Annotated in this window: 18 protein-coding genes; 7 read left to right on the top strand and 11 right to left on the bottom strand. The window is 41.6% G+C overall.

What is annotated here, in order from left to right; translation table 11 throughout:
- Positions 1-38: 38 nt before the first annotated feature.
- The 5 genes from LEP1GSC050_RS06210 to LEP1GSC050_RS06190 all read right to left on the bottom strand — a co-directional run bounded on the left by LEP1GSC050_RS06210 (position 39) and on the right by LEP1GSC050_RS06190 (position 6,377).
- Positions 39-2,549 carry an FtsX-like permease family protein gene (locus tag LEP1GSC050_RS06210; protein WP_010570383.1) on the bottom strand — a complete coding sequence of 837 codons (2,511 nt, stop codon included), beginning with the start codon at positions 2,547-2,549 and terminating at the stop codon, positions 39-41.
- Positions 2,546-3,244, bottom strand: a complete 699-nt coding sequence (locus LEP1GSC050_RS06205; protein WP_010570382.1) for an ABC transporter ATP-binding protein — start codon at positions 3,242-3,244, stop codon at positions 2,546-2,548. Before LEP1GSC050_RS06205 ends, LEP1GSC050_RS06210 begins: the two co-directional genes overlap by 4 nt.
- Positions 3,245-3,356: 112 nt before the next feature.
- Entirely contained in the window at positions 3,357-4,475 is a 1,119-nt protein-coding gene (locus LEP1GSC050_RS06200) for a SpoIID/LytB domain-containing protein (RefSeq protein WP_010570381.1), read from the bottom strand.
- A gap of 61 nt (positions 4,476-4,536) precedes the next feature.
- On the bottom strand, positions 4,537-5,889 hold the full coding sequence (locus LEP1GSC050_RS06195; RefSeq protein WP_020987417.1) for a class I SAM-dependent RNA methyltransferase: 1,353 nt from the start codon (positions 5,887-5,889) through the stop codon (positions 4,537-4,539).
- Positions 5,890-5,936: 47 nt separating this feature from the next.
- Positions 5,937-6,377 (bottom strand): hypothetical protein, encoded by a 441-nt coding sequence (locus tag LEP1GSC050_RS06190; protein WP_010570379.1) that lies wholly within the window; start codon positions 6,375-6,377, stop codon positions 5,937-5,939.
- Between the two features lie 60 nt (positions 6,378-6,437).
- Here LEP1GSC050_RS06190 and LEP1GSC050_RS06185 point away from each other — a divergent pair, with 60 nt between their 5' ends.
- Positions 6,438-6,911 carry a hypothetical protein gene (locus tag LEP1GSC050_RS06185; RefSeq protein WP_010570378.1) on the top strand — a complete coding sequence of 158 codons (474 nt, stop codon included), beginning with the start codon at positions 6,438-6,440 and terminating at the stop codon, positions 6,909-6,911.
- Positions 6,912-7,013: 102 nt separating this feature from the next.
- Here LEP1GSC050_RS06185 and LEP1GSC050_RS06180 read toward each other — a convergent pair whose 3' ends face one another.
- Positions 7,014-7,496 carry a DUF3015 family protein gene (locus tag LEP1GSC050_RS06180; RefSeq protein ID WP_020987556.1) on the bottom strand — a complete coding sequence of 161 codons (483 nt, stop codon included), beginning with the start codon at positions 7,494-7,496 and terminating at the stop codon, positions 7,014-7,016.
- Between the two features lie 11 nt (positions 7,497-7,507).
- On the bottom strand, positions 7,508-8,005 hold the full coding sequence (locus LEP1GSC050_RS06175) for a DUF3015 domain-containing protein (protein ID WP_010570376.1): 498 nt from the start codon (positions 8,003-8,005) through the stop codon (positions 7,508-7,510).
- Positions 8,006-8,815: 810 nt separating this feature from the next.
- Between LEP1GSC050_RS06175 and LEP1GSC050_RS06170 the strand changes: the two genes are divergently transcribed.
- From LEP1GSC050_RS06170 to LEP1GSC050_RS06155, 4 genes are all read left to right on the top strand, one after another.
- The gene (locus LEP1GSC050_RS06170; RefSeq protein WP_010570375.1) at positions 8,816-9,316 is read left to right on the top strand and encodes a DUF3015 domain-containing protein; all 501 of its coding nucleotides are present in this window, start codon (positions 8,816-8,818) and stop codon (positions 9,314-9,316) included.
- Positions 9,317-9,335: 19 nt separating this feature from the next.
- Positions 9,336-9,830 carry a DUF3015 domain-containing protein gene (locus LEP1GSC050_RS06165; RefSeq protein ID WP_010570374.1) on the top strand — a complete coding sequence of 165 codons (495 nt, stop codon included), beginning with the start codon at positions 9,336-9,338 and terminating at the stop codon, positions 9,828-9,830.
- A 66-nt stretch (positions 9,831-9,896) separates the two neighbouring features.
- The gene (locus tag LEP1GSC050_RS06160; protein ID WP_010570373.1) at positions 9,897-12,068 is read left to right on the top strand and encodes an Lnb N-terminal periplasmic domain-containing protein; all 2,172 of its coding nucleotides are present in this window, start codon (positions 9,897-9,899) and stop codon (positions 12,066-12,068) included.
- Positions 12,031-12,909 (top strand): alpha/beta hydrolase, encoded by an 879-nt coding sequence (locus LEP1GSC050_RS06155; RefSeq protein WP_010570372.1) that lies wholly within the window; start codon positions 12,031-12,033, stop codon positions 12,907-12,909. Before LEP1GSC050_RS06160 ends, LEP1GSC050_RS06155 begins: the two co-directional genes overlap by 38 nt.
- Here LEP1GSC050_RS06155 and LEP1GSC050_RS06150 read toward each other — a convergent pair.
- The 3 genes from LEP1GSC050_RS06150 to LEP1GSC050_RS06140 all read right to left on the bottom strand — a co-directional run bounded on the left by LEP1GSC050_RS06150 (position 12,888) and on the right by LEP1GSC050_RS06140 (position 14,706).
- On the bottom strand, positions 12,888-13,307 hold the full coding sequence (locus LEP1GSC050_RS06150) for a hypothetical protein (protein WP_020987368.1): 420 nt from the start codon (positions 13,305-13,307) through the stop codon (positions 12,888-12,890). The genes LEP1GSC050_RS06155 and LEP1GSC050_RS06150 overlap by 22 nt on opposite strands.
- A gap of 110 nt (positions 13,308-13,417) precedes the next feature.
- Positions 13,418-14,062 (bottom strand): hypothetical protein, encoded by a 645-nt coding sequence (locus LEP1GSC050_RS06145; protein ID WP_010570370.1) that lies wholly within the window; start codon positions 14,060-14,062, stop codon positions 13,418-13,420.
- Between the two features lie 74 nt (positions 14,063-14,136).
- Positions 14,137-14,706 (bottom strand): LIC12231 family lipoprotein, encoded by a 570-nt coding sequence (locus LEP1GSC050_RS06140; protein ID WP_010570369.1) that lies wholly within the window; start codon positions 14,704-14,706, stop codon positions 14,137-14,139.
- Positions 14,707-15,551: 845 nt separating this feature from the next.
- Here LEP1GSC050_RS06140 and LEP1GSC050_RS06135 point away from each other — a divergent pair.
- Positions 15,552-15,896 carry a hypothetical protein gene (locus LEP1GSC050_RS06135; RefSeq protein ID WP_010570368.1) on the top strand — a complete coding sequence of 115 codons (345 nt, stop codon included), beginning with the start codon at positions 15,552-15,554 and terminating at the stop codon, positions 15,894-15,896.
- Positions 15,893-16,234: a hypothetical protein gene (locus tag LEP1GSC050_RS20550; RefSeq protein WP_010570367.1), complete on the top strand. Its 342-nt coding sequence runs from the start codon at positions 15,893-15,895 to the stop codon at positions 16,232-16,234. The genes LEP1GSC050_RS06135 and LEP1GSC050_RS20550 overlap by 4 nt, the downstream gene beginning before the upstream one ends.
- A gap of 129 nt (positions 16,235-16,363) precedes the next feature.
- Here the strand turns inward: LEP1GSC050_RS20550 and LEP1GSC050_RS06125 are convergent, their stop codons facing one another.
- Positions 16,364-17,536, bottom strand: a complete 1,173-nt coding sequence (locus LEP1GSC050_RS06125) for a tetratricopeptide repeat protein (protein ID WP_010570366.1) — start codon at positions 17,534-17,536, stop codon at positions 16,364-16,366.
- Positions 17,537-17,608: the final 72 nt, after the last annotated feature.

Raw genomic sequence — 17,608 nt, 5'->3', positions numbered from 1 at the left:
CATTCTTATCGTTATAAGAAAGGAGGTGAAATTTTTACCTATTCAGGGCTTAGTTTAAAATTCGAACGTTTCAGAATTCGAAGAGGATAGAAAGAGGCCAACCAACCTAAAATCGGAGCCACAATCATTATCGTCATGGGCATCCAAGGGAGAAACGTGAATGTTAAAGTCCAACCGAATGCGTTTCGGTTTATCACATACAGGATGATCGGAGCCATAACTAAAGAGGCTAAAATTCCGAAAATCGCCCCGAAACTGGTCAAGAAAATAGCTTCGGACCTAATAATCGCGGCTAATTGCGAATGGGAGGCGCCTAAGTATTTTAGCAAACCAAGAAGCCGCTGTTTATCGAATAAATTATGCATCAACGATGATAAGAGAGAGATGAGAGTGATGAATAAAGCCGTGATTTTTAAGGAATCCAAAACTCTAAACACTTTGTTCACTTCGTACAAGTAGAGCTCCCGGAGCTGGGAGGAATCTAAGAGAGCCAGATCGGAGAAAGCCGGATCGGATGCAAACAATCTCCTTAATTCTTCCTTTGCGATCTTGGCTCCTTCTTCGGTCTTAAATTCGTCTTTCAGAAAAAGTTTGATGGAATTCAAGGAACGAATTCCGAATATTTTTTCGTATGAACGAATATCCATCATAACGGTTCCTCTCTCGGAAAAGAAATGTTCCTTTATTCCTCGAACGACGAACTTTTTCGGACCGTTGGGAGTTCCGGAAATAAGCTCGTCCCCTACTTTCAATTTATGAAGGAATGCCATATTGGAAGAAACGAGAATGTCGGTTTCTTCACGAATTATTTTTTCCGGACCGGCGCTTCTCGCAGCGTATGCATTAAAATCGTAAGCGTGAACGGTAAAAACTCCCCTATTAGTTTCGAAGCGGGTATTTACCAAAAAACCGTCAAGATAAGTTGTGATCTTTAAATCTGCGATTTTTGCCAAAAGGTTTCTCGGCACTCCGCCGTGTATTCCGGAATAAAAAAACCGGTTGTTGATAACCGTAATGTCCGATGGAAATTCGGAGTTCACCCAATCGTTTAACGACCGTTTATAACTGTCGGTTAAAATCGTCAGGCAAAGAACTAAGGAAACCGAAAGCATAACTGTCGCCGCGGTCAGAGTATTCCTTCCCGGATTTTCCTTCAATTCCTCAAGACCGATTTTTAGAAAAGGAAACGTAGAATCTCCCTTTTCCAATAAGGAAATCATTATGCCGGTAATCGTTTTAATGCAGAATGGGAATGTGAGAGTAATTCCGATTACGATTCCGCCAATTCCTAAAAGACCCGGTAACGGGAGTTTCCAAGGCGATGGTATATTCGCAATTCCTAAAGAAAGAATAAATAGCGCTCCTCCGGCTATGGTGAATTTCCCGCTGTCGAATGTGGAGCTGCCTTTCGACGCGTCCCTTAAGATGGAGAGAGGAGTTATTTTCCCCGCTCTAGAAGAAGGAATCAATGCTGAAAAAACGGACCCTGCAATTCCGACTAGTAAAGCAATGGCGTAATCGGCGGCAGGTATCGAGCCGTAGGTAGATAAAAAGGATCGATCTACAAGAGTGGATTCCGGTCGAAAGAAATCCAAACCGGAAAAGAAAGTGCCGATACCTAACCCTAATACGCTGCCTAAGACGCCTAAAATCAAAGATTGACTTAAAAATAAAAAAGTGGCTTTTCGATGATCTAACCCGAGAGTTCTTAAGATTCCTAATTCTCTTTCGCGGCTCAAATAAAGGCCGGACATGGTGTTTGAAACCATAAAGAAAGCGATTAGAAGAGATATGAATGAGATCACTAAAAGATTCAGTTGAAATGATCGAAGTGCATTTGCCGATTTTTCCCGAATTTCACGGGATGTTTCGACCTGAAAATTTCCACCCAGATCTTCCGTTAGAATTCGTTTAATTTCGGCGGTGTCCTCCTCAGGACAACGCAAGAGTAGATAGTCGGGACCTTTTTCGATATCGATATTTGTGGAGGCGAGAGAAAAATCCTGAAAAACTAAAAATCCCCCTTCCGTTTTAACAGGCAGGTAGTCTCGAATTTCTCGAGTAGTTCCATCCAACAAAAGGTCGAACGGTTTTCCTTTATAGCGATCCCAAACTGCTTGAGAGACGAACGTCGTATTTGCAGGAGAAAATTCCTTTGTCCTTTCATTCTGTCCGATCAAGGATTTTCCAGGCGTCTCTTTAATTAGATCTACAGCAAGATAAAGAATCCTGAGATTGTCCGATGCGATCGCTTCGCGCTGGCTCCTTGGTAGGATATTCGTTATTTTACGAAGCCTTGGGTTATTATAAATATTTGATATTGTATTCCAAGAAATCGTCTGGCCGGGTTGCGAGGCTCCGACTTTGAGCTTATAATCTCCTCGAAAATAACCCAATGAAAAATCGATTAGGGATCGTTCCGCTTTTCCCGCATTGGTGGTAGTAGATAAAAATAATCCCACACCTAAGGAGATTCCCAGCAAGGCAAAGACTACGCGTGGAATATGAGTTCTAAAATATTCAAATAGAAAGAGTAAATATAGACTCACCGAAGGATTTCTTCCTCCTGATAGATTCGTCCATCTTTCATTCTCAAGCGGATTTTACCCTTCGCTCCGATTTCTCTATCGTGGGTGACTATTATAAGCGAGAATTTTTCCTTCTCTTGGAGTTCCAGCAAAAGTTCTAGGACTTTTTCTGCGTGGAGAGTATCCAAATTTCCTGTCGGCTCGTCCGCTAAAACGATCCTAGGTTTTTTACTTAAAGCTCTCGCTATAGCGACTCTTTGTTGCTCTCCTCCGGAAAGTTCGTCCGGTTTATGAGTCCTTCTGTTTGCAAGACCGACTCTGTCTAAAGCCTCCTCTGCAATCGAACGGGCGGCCTTTCGTCCGAGCCCGATAATATACAAGGGTAGAGCGACGTTCTCTATCGCATCCAAATAGGGGAGGAGGTGGAAAAATTGGAATATGATTCCGGTATCGTTTCGACGGTATTCGGTAAGTTCGGATTCGGATAATTTTGTCAGATCGAATCCGTTCACCCATACTTCTCCGGAGTCTGCGGAATCGATTCCGGAAAGAATATTCAAAAAAGTTGATTTTCCTGAACCTGAAGGCCCCATCAAGGTAATGAAGGCGGTGGGGAGATCGATATCGATACCGTTCAGAACGGGTGTCGTTAATTTTCCCGTTTTATATTCTTTCTTAAGGTTGCGGACAATTAGTCGATCGGATGATCCGAGCATACGACTATTTTCGTTCCCGGTGTGCGAATGCAAGGAAAAGAACTCAATAGTCGAAAGATAAAATAGTTTGAACCCTAATCAAAATATTAGACTATCTTATGAACGATCGATTCTATTTTGTGATTCGGGCAAAATCGATCCCTTGATAGTAATGGCGAAGAATTTCGGTATAGGAATAGTTTTGCTTTGCCATTCCGAAACTTCCCCATTGGCTTAAACCCACTCCGTGTCCGGAGCCCATTCCTTTAACTAAGAAGCCATCGTGCTCACGTTTGATTCCGAAGCGAAGCGATTTTACGGAAGAGCCGATTAGGCTACGGAATTCTTTTCCTTTGATTCGACTTGTTCCTTTGGAACCTATTATTTCCATCAAATCCACTCTTCCTGATGGGGTTCTGGATAAAATTTGGACGGAATTTACGCTGCCAACTCCGAGCGAGGCTAAGGCTTGATCGATTTTATCGTGATTGAGGACTTCCTTCCAAACGAAATTATCGCCTGAGTCGTCGAAACGGGAAGAAACGGATTCCAGATAAGGAAGTCTTTTGCCGCCCCAAACTTGATCCGGAGTCTCCGTTTTTCCTCCGCTATTCGAATGGAAAAAAGTATGGATCGGATCCTCGTCGAAAACTGCCAACACCCCTTCGGTTTCGCGGACTGCCTTCGTAGTTTTTGGATTCTCTTTATCTAAGCCCGCGTACGCTTGAGAGCTCACTGTTGCTTCCACATCGTAGGGGAGATCTTTCTTATTCAACATTTCACGAACTGCATAAGTTCTTGAACAGATCGCTTGCGCCTTCAATGCTTCCGAAGGCCAAGTGGCGGGGACTTCCGAAGGAACTACGGCGTACAAATATTCCTCCAAGGAAAGCGTGTTGATAATAAGCGAAATACCCGATCTATCAGGCTGAAGAAGAATTTCCCCTCTATATCGTTTCCCTTTATATTCGATTCCGGGTGTATCGGAGACGAAACGGATCGGAGCCTTAATTTTTCGGGCATCGATAGAAACAATATCATACGCGCGTTTAATTAAAAGATCGTTTACATCGAATACCGAAATGGTCCCGTCCGCTTTTATAAGCAGATCGGAATCGGTTTTTCCTAAAAGCACTCTGATCTTATCCACCGACTTCATCTGATGAGGAGGATTCCACGGCTTAATCACGACGGTGTTACAACCGATTGCCAGCGAGATAAGTAGGAGTGTATATAAGACGCGAAATTTCATCGTTCGGAACCCTGGGAATTTGTCTCTTTGGGTACTGTATCGAACGAATCAGCGGTATCCTTCAGCTATTTTTGGGAATTAAAAGCGCAACTGCTTCCAAATGAGGAGTATGCGGAAAGGGGTCGCACACGAGTAAATCTTCGATTTCGTAGGATTCCGATAAAATTCGGAGATCCGCCAGAAGTTTTTCAGGATTGCAGGAAACGTAGAAAAATTGACCGACTCGGCTTCGGTTTAGAAGGCCGCAAAGTTCGGGAGATAAGCCGCTCCTTGGCGGATCTGCGATCAGCACCGCGTCGGAATGAAGAAGGCCGGTCGCTTCCAATTTTTCCAAACCTTTTTTATTGAATAAGTCGACGGACAACATTTCCAATTTCTTATCGGGAAATTCGTTTTGCAGTACGGATAGTCCGGCCGAAACCGAGGACGGAACTACATCGATTCCTAACAGGCTTGGAAATTCCTTACCGAATAAAAGCGAAAAGAAACCGCTGCCGCAAAATAAATCGATAAGCGTTTTCTTTGGAGTTAGCCTTTGCTTCACAAAATCTAGAATATGCAAAAATTCTTTAGGGTTAGGTTGAAAGAAACCGTCGAACGGGATCAAGAAGGAGCGGCCCAATACGGCTTCGACCAAGCTGTCTCTTCCTCGGAGGACAAGGCTTTCCCCGGATGCGGAGATTTCACCTTTCTTTCGATTAAAGCAAAAGACTAAATTTTTACCGACTGAAATCCGTTTCGTAGCTTCAGCAACTTTTTCTAATAAAGAATTCTCTTTAAAATCTTCCGTAAATGTGAAGATAGTCATGGAATCGTCGGTGAACACGGATTTACGGAGAGTAACGTATTTTAGAAATCCTATCTCCTTCTTCCTATCGTATTCGATACCGGGAAATTCGGATAAGAGTATTTTTATGCGGCCGAATTCCTCGTTGGCCCAATCCGATTGTATCGCGCAATTATCTAAAGGAATTATTTTTCGGAAATTCCCGGCCATCCTGAGTCCCACGATTTTATCCGGGAAGACCGCAAAATCCATTCTGTTTCTATAATGGTATTGCTCGACCGCGGGTTGAACGGAAAAATTTTCGATTCCGCACTCCAGCAACGCGTGTCGAATCGGTCCGAATTTCAATTCGAACTGTATTGCATATTCCAAATGTTGTCCCGAGCAACCTCCGCATTGACCGAAGTGGGAGCATTTCGGAATTACATCACGTTTTTCTAAAGAATCTGCCTGCCATTTATAAAAAAATTTACGTTTTCCGAATTTAAAAACACGATAGACGTCCCCTACGAGAGAGTAGGGGATTTCGATAGATTTTCCGCCTAGTTTTCCGAAGCCTCGCAGGTTCCGTCCGAGTCTGTCTATCGTGATGACACCGGTAGGTTCGACATTATCCATGTTTGACATTACGCTACCCGCCTACCGGTGTGAAGGAAAACACAAAGGTCTCCGCTTCACTTAATCTCAATATTATCCAAACCTTGATTTGCGAAGATCTCCTCGTACTTCGTGATAAACGGAGCTTCTTTCTCGATCCTTTCTTCGATCGCCATAGCTGCAATTCCGTCTTCGCCGTATTCGATAGCAAAGTCCCTACGAGCCATTCTATGAATCAACTCGTCCCAAAAGAGTTCGTTATCGTATTCGGAGATGATATCGAAGATGTCCGTTTGATCCTCGAATTTTCGAGTCGGATAATAGACGTTATCCGCGGCATCATAGTCGACGAATTCCTGCTTTCCAAAATCCTTTGCAAATGACAGGATGTATTGTTCGAGTTCCGAATAAGCCGTCGTTTCTTCGCTGCCTTCGTTAAAGGCGTTGATCATCCAGCTTGAAATGGCGATGGATTTAAGCAAAGTCTCGAATTGCTCCGGTGTGAACTCAATTTTCATTAGAAATCCTCGGTATGTGGGGTCAATTTTACCCGAATGCCACTAGGGGCTACAAGATTTTTGAAGAAATTACGCGCTTCTCTGTTTACGATTTGGCTTATCGGTTTACTCGCTTCTTGCGCAACCTCCGCCAAATTTCAGTCCTTGGAAAAGACGACCGACACGCAAGCTTTACTCTATGTCTTGCGTCCTACCCAAATGGCGCTGTCTCTTTGGTCCTTTCGAGTGGAATTATTTCGCTACAACGGATCCTTCACGTCCGATAAGAAGTCACTGATCGCTAGCTGGAGTTTGGATTCTTCAGATTTTATAAAAGTTCGATTGAATCCCGGTTTTTATTCGCTTCGATGTAAGGACATGGATAAAATATTTTATGCGAAAGAAGGGGAAGTTCTTTTCCTATCGCTCGAACTATATAACAGGGGGCCTTTTTCGCTCCCGGGATTATTTATAAAAAGTTTAAGCACAGAGAGTGCACTTCGTAATTTCTTGGAAGGGTCAAGGATGAATGAAATCGGTGGCGGAAATCCATGACACACCCTACGAAATTAGTGCGTCCATGCGATCTTTTGATAATTGATGCAGGCGTATCGAATAGAATGAAACCCCTTCCGTAAGATCGGAAGGGGTTTTTTATCAAAGTCGGCAGGTAGTAGTCAACTGTTGATTGGAAGAGACTTCCTGTCTTATTTTCTGCAGGAAAGAGTCCGGCGTATCTTGGTTAAAAAGTACGGCAAACTTCTCTTTCCCGATTTTGCTGAATGCCGCAGAATCCCGGCATCCCATCAAAGAAGCCAATGCACCGACTCTTTCTCCGCTTCCCTGAGCAAATTCCTGCTCCAGATAGCGGTAGTTCATATGAACGAAGATTTCCTGCGCTTTCTGCTTCTGGGCAAGACTATCCGTCTTACAATTCAAGGTACCTGTGGAGATTCCGAAAGTTTGATTTCCTAAAGTACCGTTCACGGTAGCTGCGATTACTTGATGGACTTTTTTATTCTCCGTGATTACTACCGATCCGAGTCCACAACCTGCGGCTCCGTATCCGTCTTTTGCCGCGATATAAGTCGGTAAAATCGCTAGAGTGACAACTAATAATGTTAATAAGAATTTCTTCATGTTGTTTTCCATTAAATCTTGCAACTACGGGATAGAGTTTCGTCTTCTCGAATACCGTCTTTTACTGCGGAAAGAAGGGTCGATGGAGTAGTCTCTTTTACGAAGAGCTTTGCATAGTTTGTTTTTGCCAACAAACCGAGTTGGTTAGCGCTCTCCGGACTGCAACCGAGTAGATGCGAAAGGGTATTCAGTTTTTCCCCACTTCCGCTGGACATTTCCCGCTCTAACGATTCAAAGTTTTGAGCGATGAAAATTTCCTGAGCCTTTTCATTCTTTACGATTCCATCCGTCGTGCAATTGAGCGAGCCGGTGGAAATTCCGAACGTTTGGTTCGCGGATGTTCCGTTCGTCGTCGCAGCTAATACCTGAAGAACGGTCGTATTCTTGCTAAAAATAACCGAACCAAGTCCGCATCCTGCGCTTCCATAGCCGTTCGCGAAGATGCTATTTGCACCGGATCCGAGCAGCAGGAATGCACCTAAGCCGATCGAAATTAGTCTTTTGTCCATAAACTAACCTCTCCTATATTTTAATTAAAGAGAACATGTGATCTCTTGAAATGGGTATGTCAACTAGAATAAACCTCGGTCTGCTCGAGAACATTTGAAGCAGTTCGTGATGTAATCTAAAATTTTTTGCTCGGTATCCGTTCGGGAAACATCCATCGATTGAAATTCGACTTTTAGAAAGGTTTATTTTCGAGTATAAACGTGTCGACGAGGGGTAATTTGGAAAATAATCGCAAGAACTTATTCATGTAATATCGGATTGTAGATGAAATGAAACCCGACTGAACCCATCTTTTCGAAGATGAAAAAGGGAATTGAGTTTATAGGAAAGGCTCGAAGAGCGAACCGAATTATGTTAAATTCAATTTTTATAATTCTATTAACGATCGTCATTTCGAAAGGCGGGATTGACGTTTTTTAAACTCTATTTAAAAATAAAGCCGATCGTCTCCTTAATAAATCACGTTAGGCGAACTGATAAATATCAATGGTTACTCTAAAGGATTTAGTATATCATTTTATACCGATTCATTTAGAATATGAAAAACATATTCTAAATGGAAGATTTTAGAATGAATTCGAATTAAGATTAGTCGTAAACTTATTTCCAATATAGTCCCGGTTTTGTGCAATAAGATAGAAATTTCCTGTTTGAGCTATCCTAAACTGGATACAGTACAAAAAAATCGCTTCACCACTACTGCTCGATCTTACGGCTTTGAGCTCTCTCTCAAGTAGCGGAAAAAAGTCATTGACTATCGACTTTTCCTGAATACGGTGAAGCCCTATTTTTCCTTAGGAGACAGTAGAATGAAAAACCGATTATTGGCAGTTCTATCCGTTACTGCTTTGGCAGGTGCGTTATTTGTATCGCCGAGAGTGGAAGCGAAAGGCTATGGGATGGCAGGATGCGGCTTAGGCTCTCTGGTCATTAAGAGTAATGATATTTCCCAGATCTTTGCGGCGACTTTGAATGCGACTGGTATTCAGACATTCGGGATTACTTCCGGAACTTCAAATTGCAGTTCCGACGGAATTGTAATGAAAGAGAAAGCCCAAGAGTTGTTCGTAACCGTTAATTATGAAAGCCTCGAGCAAGAAATGGCATTAGGAAAAGGTGAAAAATTAAATACGTTCGCTCAACTATTAGGATGTACTTCGGATATTTCTTCGGCTCAATTCGGTAAAATGGCGAAGGACAAATATTCTTCTTTGATTAATTCGGATACTACTCCAGCACTTCTACTTTCAGCCGTTAAATCTGAAGTTCGTAAAAACGAAAGCCTCTCAAAAAGCTGCGCTTTACTATAAATTCGGAGAATAAAAGATCATGAGAAAACTTATTATTTTATCCTTTATTTCTTGTTTTGCATTCTCTTTCGGAATTGCGAATCTTTCGGCGAAAGGCTACGGTCAAGCCGGCTGCGGTTTGGGTTCGATCATCATTACCGGAAATGGAATCGAGCAAATTTTTGCGACAACGACCAACGGGACTCTATACAATCAGACCTTCGGAATTAGTTCCGGAACGTCAGGTTGTACGAAAGATGGAATCGTTCAGACCGAAAAAGCTCAAGAAATTTTTGTTCATATGAATTACGAAAGCTTAGAGCAGGAAATTGCGAAAGGGCAGGGAGAAAAACTCAGTAACTTGGCATCTCTTTTCGGTTGTCCTAAAGACTCGAAACGTTTTCAAGAAGTAGCAAAGGAGAACTATTCTAGAATCTTTACTTCCGCATCTTTGAAAGATCCAAGCTTGGTGCTGACGAATTTGAGGAGCCAAGTCGGAAGTGACTTAGAGCTCAAAAATTCCTGCAAGATTTAAAAATCAGTTTGCAGCCTTTTAATTAAGAAATACCCTGGGGAGCTAAGACCCCCAGGGTATTTTTTTGTGACGAAAGTCAAACGTCTTACTTTTATAATAGTTTTCTTTCTCATCCTTTCCCTTTTCGGCCAAAGCAAAAAAGAGCCGGAGCTTTCGGGCGAAAATTCCAATTCAAAAATTGAAGAAGAGTCCGTAACTTCTTCAGAGTCGGAAACTCCTCCTAGCAATCTTCCGAAACCGGAGGACGAGTTGAAACGAAATCGTTTTTACTCGACTTTTACCCCTACCGATCCGGTGCAATCCTCCTATTTGAGCGATTTGCTTAAGCAGATTGATGAGAAAAAATTGTACGAGGAAAAACATTGGTATCGGCTGCAGCGATATTCCAAGAACTTTTTGGGAGGAGTGGAGAGTGAATCGGATAGCGTTCTATATTTTCTTTCTCCTAAAGGAAGAGTAAGCCCGTCGGAAGAAATGAGGGCTACAATCCGTGCTTTTTTTGCCCCGGAGCCTACTGAAGAAGGAACTATGCATCCTCAATGCATTTATCCTGAACGGTATTATTGGCTGAAGCAGAAATTGTCCTTTAATCCGGCGCTATTGCAGGAGCGCGAATGTGTCCGGTTCCAAAATTGGCGGGAAGCATTGGATCCCGGAAGCATTACGGTGGTATTTTCATCTTTTTATATGCAATCACCCGCTTCAGTATTGGGTCATACTTTATTCAAAATCGATTCGGCTAAAAATGCGGACTCGGAGCTTCTGGATTACGGAGTAAATTATGCCGCAAACACCGACGACAAAAATCCTTTCACTTATACCTTTCGAGGACTGACCGGAGGTTATCCGGGAATGTTCGCTCTTTTTCCATATTATCTTAAAGTAAACGAATATAATGATATGGAAAGTCGTGATCTATGGGAATATCGTTTAAACATTTCTAAAGATGATCGAGAGAGATTTTTACGCCATTTATGGGAGATGGGGAGAAATTATTTCGATTATTACTTTTTTACTCAGAATTGTTCTTTCCATATGCTAGGATTGCTTGAGGCCGCGAAACCGGATCTCGATATTTCCAACAAAGCAAGTTGGATTGTAGCTCCTCCGGATACGGTAAAGATATATCTGTCCGTGCCAGGTTTAGTATTGGATCGGAAATATCGTCCTTCGCTTTACTCCAAAGTGAAACAAAAAATCATAGCAATGACGTCCGAAGAGAAAGAGATTTATTGGTCCCTTTTGGACGGGGAAAGAGAAATCGATTCCGTTAAACCGATTGGAATTAGATATCCTTTGATCCTGGATACGCTTTTGGATTCCTACCGGTATAGAAAATCGAGAGATAAGAGTTCGGAAGTGGAGCAATCCAGATATAGAAAGCTTCTACTACTTCGAAGTAAAATTAACGAACAGATCGCGATTAATGAAAACGAGGAAATGACGACCCCGCCGGAGGATTCACATTCCCTTAGTCGAGTCTCAACAGGATTCGGTTTTTCTAATGTTGGGCCGTTTGCGGAATATAAATACAGAGTTGCATATCATGATATTTTAAATACTGACCGTGGACATGTTCCGAATTCGGAAGTCCAATTCATGAATTTTACGGTTCGCAAATACGAATCGGCACCGCTGGAATTTACTTCGATGAATTTGGTACGTCTAATGTCTTTCACGCCGTATAATGCGGTTTCGAAGCAATTTTCGTACGGAATTGATATTGGAACGGATACTGCTATGGTGGAAAAGGAGAAATTCCAGAAAGATTTAAATGTAAATCGGATAGGCGCTTTACTGCCCGGGGATCCGACCGCTCAACTCTTAAATATGGATGCCGTAGTACGGGGCGAGAGAGACGGACGTGAATACATCCGTAAACAGGCCGGAAATTTCGAAGTTCTATATGGATATTCTTTTCAGGACGAATTCTCACAAAAAAAGGCCCCGGTTCTAATTTCATTTCTTGGCGGAATAAAAGCACAGCCGGCCGCGTTTTTCAACGGGGGAGTCCGATACGGACCGGAAGCCGTCATCAGCGTCTTAAAAGAATACGGGTCCTGGAAGTTTCAGTTGTACGGAGCCTATCAATACTATCAAGGAAGTGGCAACGAAAATAATTATTCGGGGAATCTTAAAATTCGCTATCTAATAAATAAGAATAACGAATTGAGATTCGAGATAAATTCTATGAGGTATTATGCCGAAGTTTTACTTTCCTATAATTTTCTTTTTTAAAACAGTTTGTTTGTTCTGTCTGATAAGCGGTTTGGCTTGCACTAGCCTATACTACCATCCGTCAAAGCAGGAGTATTTTTCTCCCGAAAAGCTCGGTTTTTATAGCAAAAACATATTCTTAACCGCCAAAGACGGAATCCGTCTTCATTTATGGCAAATAACAGATCAACATAAATCGTCGAAAGAACCAAAAGGAGTCATTCTTCAGTTCCACGGTAACGGAGAAAATATGACTACGCATTTCATTTCGTTGGTATGGTTGGTGAATCAAGGTTACGAATTATATACATACGATTATCGCGGTTACGGACTTTCGGGCGGCGAACCTGACCCGGAAAGTATTTATGAGGATAGTCTAATTGTCTTGGACTACGCCCATGCGTATGCTAAATCGATTAATAAGAAACTTATCGTTTACGGGCAGAGTCTAGGAGGTGCAATCGCTCTGCGATCCATTCCGGATATGAAGGCAAAAGAGAATCTAGGTTTAGTGGTAGCGGACGGGACTTTTTTTTCCTACCGTTCCGTAGCGAAGCAGATAGCAAACAAAACTTTATTCCCGCCGATAGGATTTCTACTCGCTCCTTTTTTTAGCGACGTGGCCAGCCCGGAGGAATATATCCCGAAGATTGCTCCCGTTCCGCTTTTAGTAATTCACGGCACTAACGATCCGGTTGTTCCGTTCGATAACGGAAAGGAAGTTTTTCGTTTGGCCTCCGACCCGAAAATTTTCTGGGAGATTCGAGGAGGAGGGCATGTGGATTGGATGCAATTAGGACGAAGCGACGGGGCAAAAGATTTCCTGAAATTATTGAACGGTTATTTCGAGGCCTCTAAATAGATTTTAGAAGGTTCTCTTATTAATTTTTTGTCCTCTAAAAGATAAGTTAGAGCGGTTTCTTTTTCTATTTCCTTTAAAAAATACTCCGGGCCTGAGAATTCGCTTTTGCTAAAAATAATGAATTCTAAGAAACATACTTCTTCGTTTTTCAGCTTGAATATTTTTTCGACAGATTCGTCCGAATTCAAAGTAAGTTTATAAAATCCTTCAGGCAAATTTTCCAAAAAGAAGGAACCGTTCGATAGTCGAATCGTACCGATTTCTTGCGGATTCTTGTCGGTTTTGAAATTTCCTCTGTATTTATACAAACGAAAGGAATAGCTCCAAATTGCCATCTGGGTTACGATCGGGCGAATAACATAAAGTGTTCCCGAATTCTTATCGGGGGTTTGTAACATTACGAAATGATCTTTACGAGTACATGAATTAAGCTGGAGTACTGATAGGTTCAAAAAAAGGATTATAGATAATCGCTTTAAATAGTTCGCGATGTTGTTTTTTGAATGCATTAGAAATGATTACTCTCCGGAATAACGATCCTGGCAACTTCCGAGTTATACAAGCCTAAAACGAATCGCTCTTCTCCGGTCTGATATAAACCGAAAGCGTATACTTCGAAAAGAAATGCTGCACCAAAACCGTAACTTCCATCGACTCGTTCATCGCACGCTTCCACATTTTCCAGGGACGTTTGGGGAGCTCTCACACTTAAGTAAGGAAATCCTGCCGGACACTTCGAATGTGTGAATTCTCTTCCGTCCGCATGTCTCGCTTCGTGAATTAAAACCAAGGCCTGTTCGACTTTCGGAAGATTAAAAAAATCTTTGCCCAGTACGACCATACCGTCGTGAAAATAGGCTATATATTTGCCGGTTGGTCCGATCTTATAGACTTTAATTCGAGAATTCAGCCAAGCCGATAAATCTTTACCGGAAAAAGAAAACCCGAAGAATTTTCGAAAGTTTGATTTGCGACTATAAAAGTTTTTATCGATATGCAATCGATCTGCATTCAATTCTTGAATGTAGCGCTTTAAAGATTCGATCTTAAGAGATTCGTCGTAATTCGGTGCATGGAGCGTCCAATTTGAAAAGAAATCGCATGCCAGTAAGGAGGAAGAAGACAGGAAGAGAATCGTTAATATCCGTATCATGGATTCAGATTTGTCAGACTATGTCTGTTAACGTTGTATAGACGATCCGACATCTTACATATTCGTTTTGATATTTATTTTAGAAAGTCCTTCGAATCAGCGAAGAACTTATTCGTAATTGCTGTAAAAGCTTCCTGTTCATTATAAGTGGACCCGTTTATCCAAACGACCGGAAGCATAAGGATCCAGACGAAAACTTTTCTACGAATCGGATACGTGTATGATTTTACGGGAGATCCATCTTTCGAAATTTGGAACTCCACGTCATAACCGTCCTCTCTACTCCAGACAGGAAGTATCGTTAAAGTCGCCATGGAAAAATAACCGAATAGGATTGCAGGAATGCTTGGGGGAACGGACTCGATTTGAACTCTTATAAATAGTCCTTTTGCCGGGGGATTTGAGGTAGATATCGTTTCAGAAAAAGGAGTATCCTTGGCAAAAATTTCTTTTAGACGATTTTTCCCTTTGAAAATCGTTCCGTTCTCAATTTTATAATATAGAATGTTCTTGCTGGCCGACTTTTCCGGAGCTTTATGGATGAACTCTTCGGGAAATTGATGATAATCTATACAGGCATTGAAGAGAAAGAAACAAGTTGAGATGATTGCAAGTGAAACTGGACGAATCCAAAATCTAATCATGGATTCATAGGAATCTTTTTTGAATGCCTGTCAAGATAATAAAAGGTATTGATTTCATGCCGGATCTAACCTTGGCCTTTCTTACAAATAAATAGATTTGTTTCGATCGAATGCATCGTCGGTTTTAATATTTAATTCGTTATTTCTTCTTATATTTTTAAACGAACCGTTTTGTTTTGAGGTAAAATTTACGATATGCTTATACCCAAAATTGGATATAAGCATATCGTTGGACTCATAACTTTTTCATTTATGAGAAAGGTGTTTATTTTTCTATTTTCTAATTATTCAAAATGCTAAAAAATACTTTAATTTATTAGCATAAATATATTACTGTCGAATTCGAAAGTTTTATAAAGTTTGCTATTTATAGTAACGTTAAAATTCGGAAACGAATATCAATGAATTAAGAGAGTTGAATTGTTGTTTTGTAATCGAAACCTCCTGAATTTGCTGAGTTCAAGAATCGTCGATTACCCGTTTTCATGTTTATTGCTGAAATAGTTTCGTTTGAATTTATATGATAATTTTAATATTTCAAATACGGATGCTTGCGTTGTAACCTTAAATTTTAGGCCCTTAAATCAAATATGCAGGAATTTGAATGATTTTCCGCATAATCTGAATCGTAATCGAGCGGCGATGGAGTGCCAGCGGAATTTGCAGGCTCTCGCTCTTTGCCTTTCTTGTATATGATATTTAATCTAAACTATACATAGTTTTAATATTCTATTTTAAAATATTATTTATATATTTATTATTAATTTAATTAGTAATATTGTTTTAATATATTCAAAAATTAAAATTTTACTTTCAAAAATAAGTCGCCGATGACCTTTGGGCGAATGGGAAAGAAAAATTTTATTTTGTTATTGGTTCTTTTCTCGTTCCTTGTCGGTTCGATTTCGTGTACTTCTGGGGAAGTGCTGATTCAGCCGAAATTAACGGGAAATGAAAAGGTTATTCGGAGAGTAAACGGCGAGGCATGCGGCTTTTTAGGCCTCGCTTTCACAGCCTATAATTTTCTCCCGATCATGCATAATTCAAGAGTGGACCGTGCATATTCGAACGCTCTAATGCAGGCGCCGGGAGCTGTAGCTCTTACGAATATTACGATCGAGGAAAGCTGGACATGGATCTTATTAGGGACGTTACGTTGTCTAAAAATTTCAGGAGACGCAGTACAATGAGATACAATTCGTTACTAATAAGCGTGGCAGTCGCTTTGTTTTTCATCGGCTGTGATTCGACTCGGCTTGTAATTCCCGAAGCCCCTGCAGCTAAACCGCCGACAAAAGGACAAACGATTTCCAGTTATCCGATCTCGGCGGAATCTTGCGGATTTCAACTCCTTCTATTTATTCCGATCGGTATTAATTCCAGGCATGGAGAGGCGTATTCGAAATTGACGGCTCTTGCCGCCGGCAGTAGAATTTCCGATCTTAGGATGGAAGAATCCTGGTACTATGGGTTAGTTGGAACAGGTTATTGCACTCGCTTTTCAGCGTTGGCAAACCGAATTAATTAAAACTATAACGGTTATCAAAGGGGCGATGATCCTTCGATAACCGTTATTTTAAGATTTTTATTTCAATCCAGGGTATCGAAAATTTATTTGGAACTTAAACTAAAAACGGAAGGTTAGTTTTCCGGCGCGTTATTCTCCCACTGACGCATTTTCCAAAAATGACTCAAAGCTACTGTCCAAATAATAAGGACCGGCGAATCTGGATAAATCCTTTTCTCTTTCCGGACCTCTGAGAGACAAATACCTTTGCCGTAAATCGGAGACGGCTTTGTCTGACTCGTCAGTCCTTTCGGATTTATTTATTTCTGAAATCGCAAAGCTTAATATTTCCCAATTAAACCTAGTTTGCTTCAATAGAGTTTCCCATTCGCTCCCGGATAGTTTCTTCTTCTTTAAAAGAACGTCTTCCAGTAAATCCATTGCGAGCAAATCGCTGACCGAACCGTTTTGGAGATAAATTCTTCGAATCGGAACGAGATAATCCTTTTCCGGAAACTGACTTTGCTGCAAAGCCAAGAGTAGCGCCCGTCTTGCCAATGCGCAGGAATCCGCGTATCTTTTTTGGTCCAAGTATTCCATGGAAAGAATATGTTGGAAAACCGGATCGTCCCGAAAAATTACCGCGCGCTGGATCAATCCTTCTTCGAATAATTTCGGGGCCTTGTTTCTATAAGAAAGTATGCAGGTCCGATGGAGGTCCTTATTTTTCGGAAAAAACGGGAGAAATTTACGGCAACGAGTAATGACATCGTCGTCCTTTTTAGCGGATTGTAAAATACGAATTTCGTCCAAAAGAGCTCTTTCATCGGAAGCGTAAGGATTAGAGACTTCTAATTCCCGTAGTGCATTTTTGTAATATTCTAGGTTTCCTGTTCGTGAAGCCCAGATCATCGCCCTATAGCGAAGTTCCGCATCATCGGGTTGCTTAGATAGAATCACTCTCGCCGTTTCCAGCGCCTTATCCGGGAGGCGAAGTCTATCGTAGAGTTCGGTCATTTCTCTTAATAGAGGTTGTTGGTCCGGCTGGAGCTGTAAACTATACCTAAAATTCCTCAATGCGTCCAATTCACTCCCTTGACCTAATTGGGCTTTTCCGAGCACCCAATAATAGCGAAAGTCTCGCGGTTCTCCCGTCTCGTCCGCAATCCTGAGTTTTTCTAAACCCTGCTCGTATCGTCCTCTCCGGACTTCCTCGGCGGCTTGTTGCAGGAGCTCCTCCCAAGAAAAGGTTGAATTCAAGGGTAGGATGGATTTTATAGTGCAAATAACTAGAAAGAACCAAATGGAAAATGTGCGTCGCATTACCGGAGCCCACCCTTGAGTGTAAGCTTCGTATACACGGTCGAATGCATTCGTATGCAACCAAGATCTGCC

Source organism: Leptospira broomii serovar Hurstbridge str. 5399 (assembly GCF_000243715.2).
GTDB lineage: Bacteria > Spirochaetota > Leptospiria > Leptospirales > Leptospiraceae > Leptospira_B > Leptospira_B broomii.
This window is presented reverse-complemented; position numbering and strand designations above follow the sequence as displayed.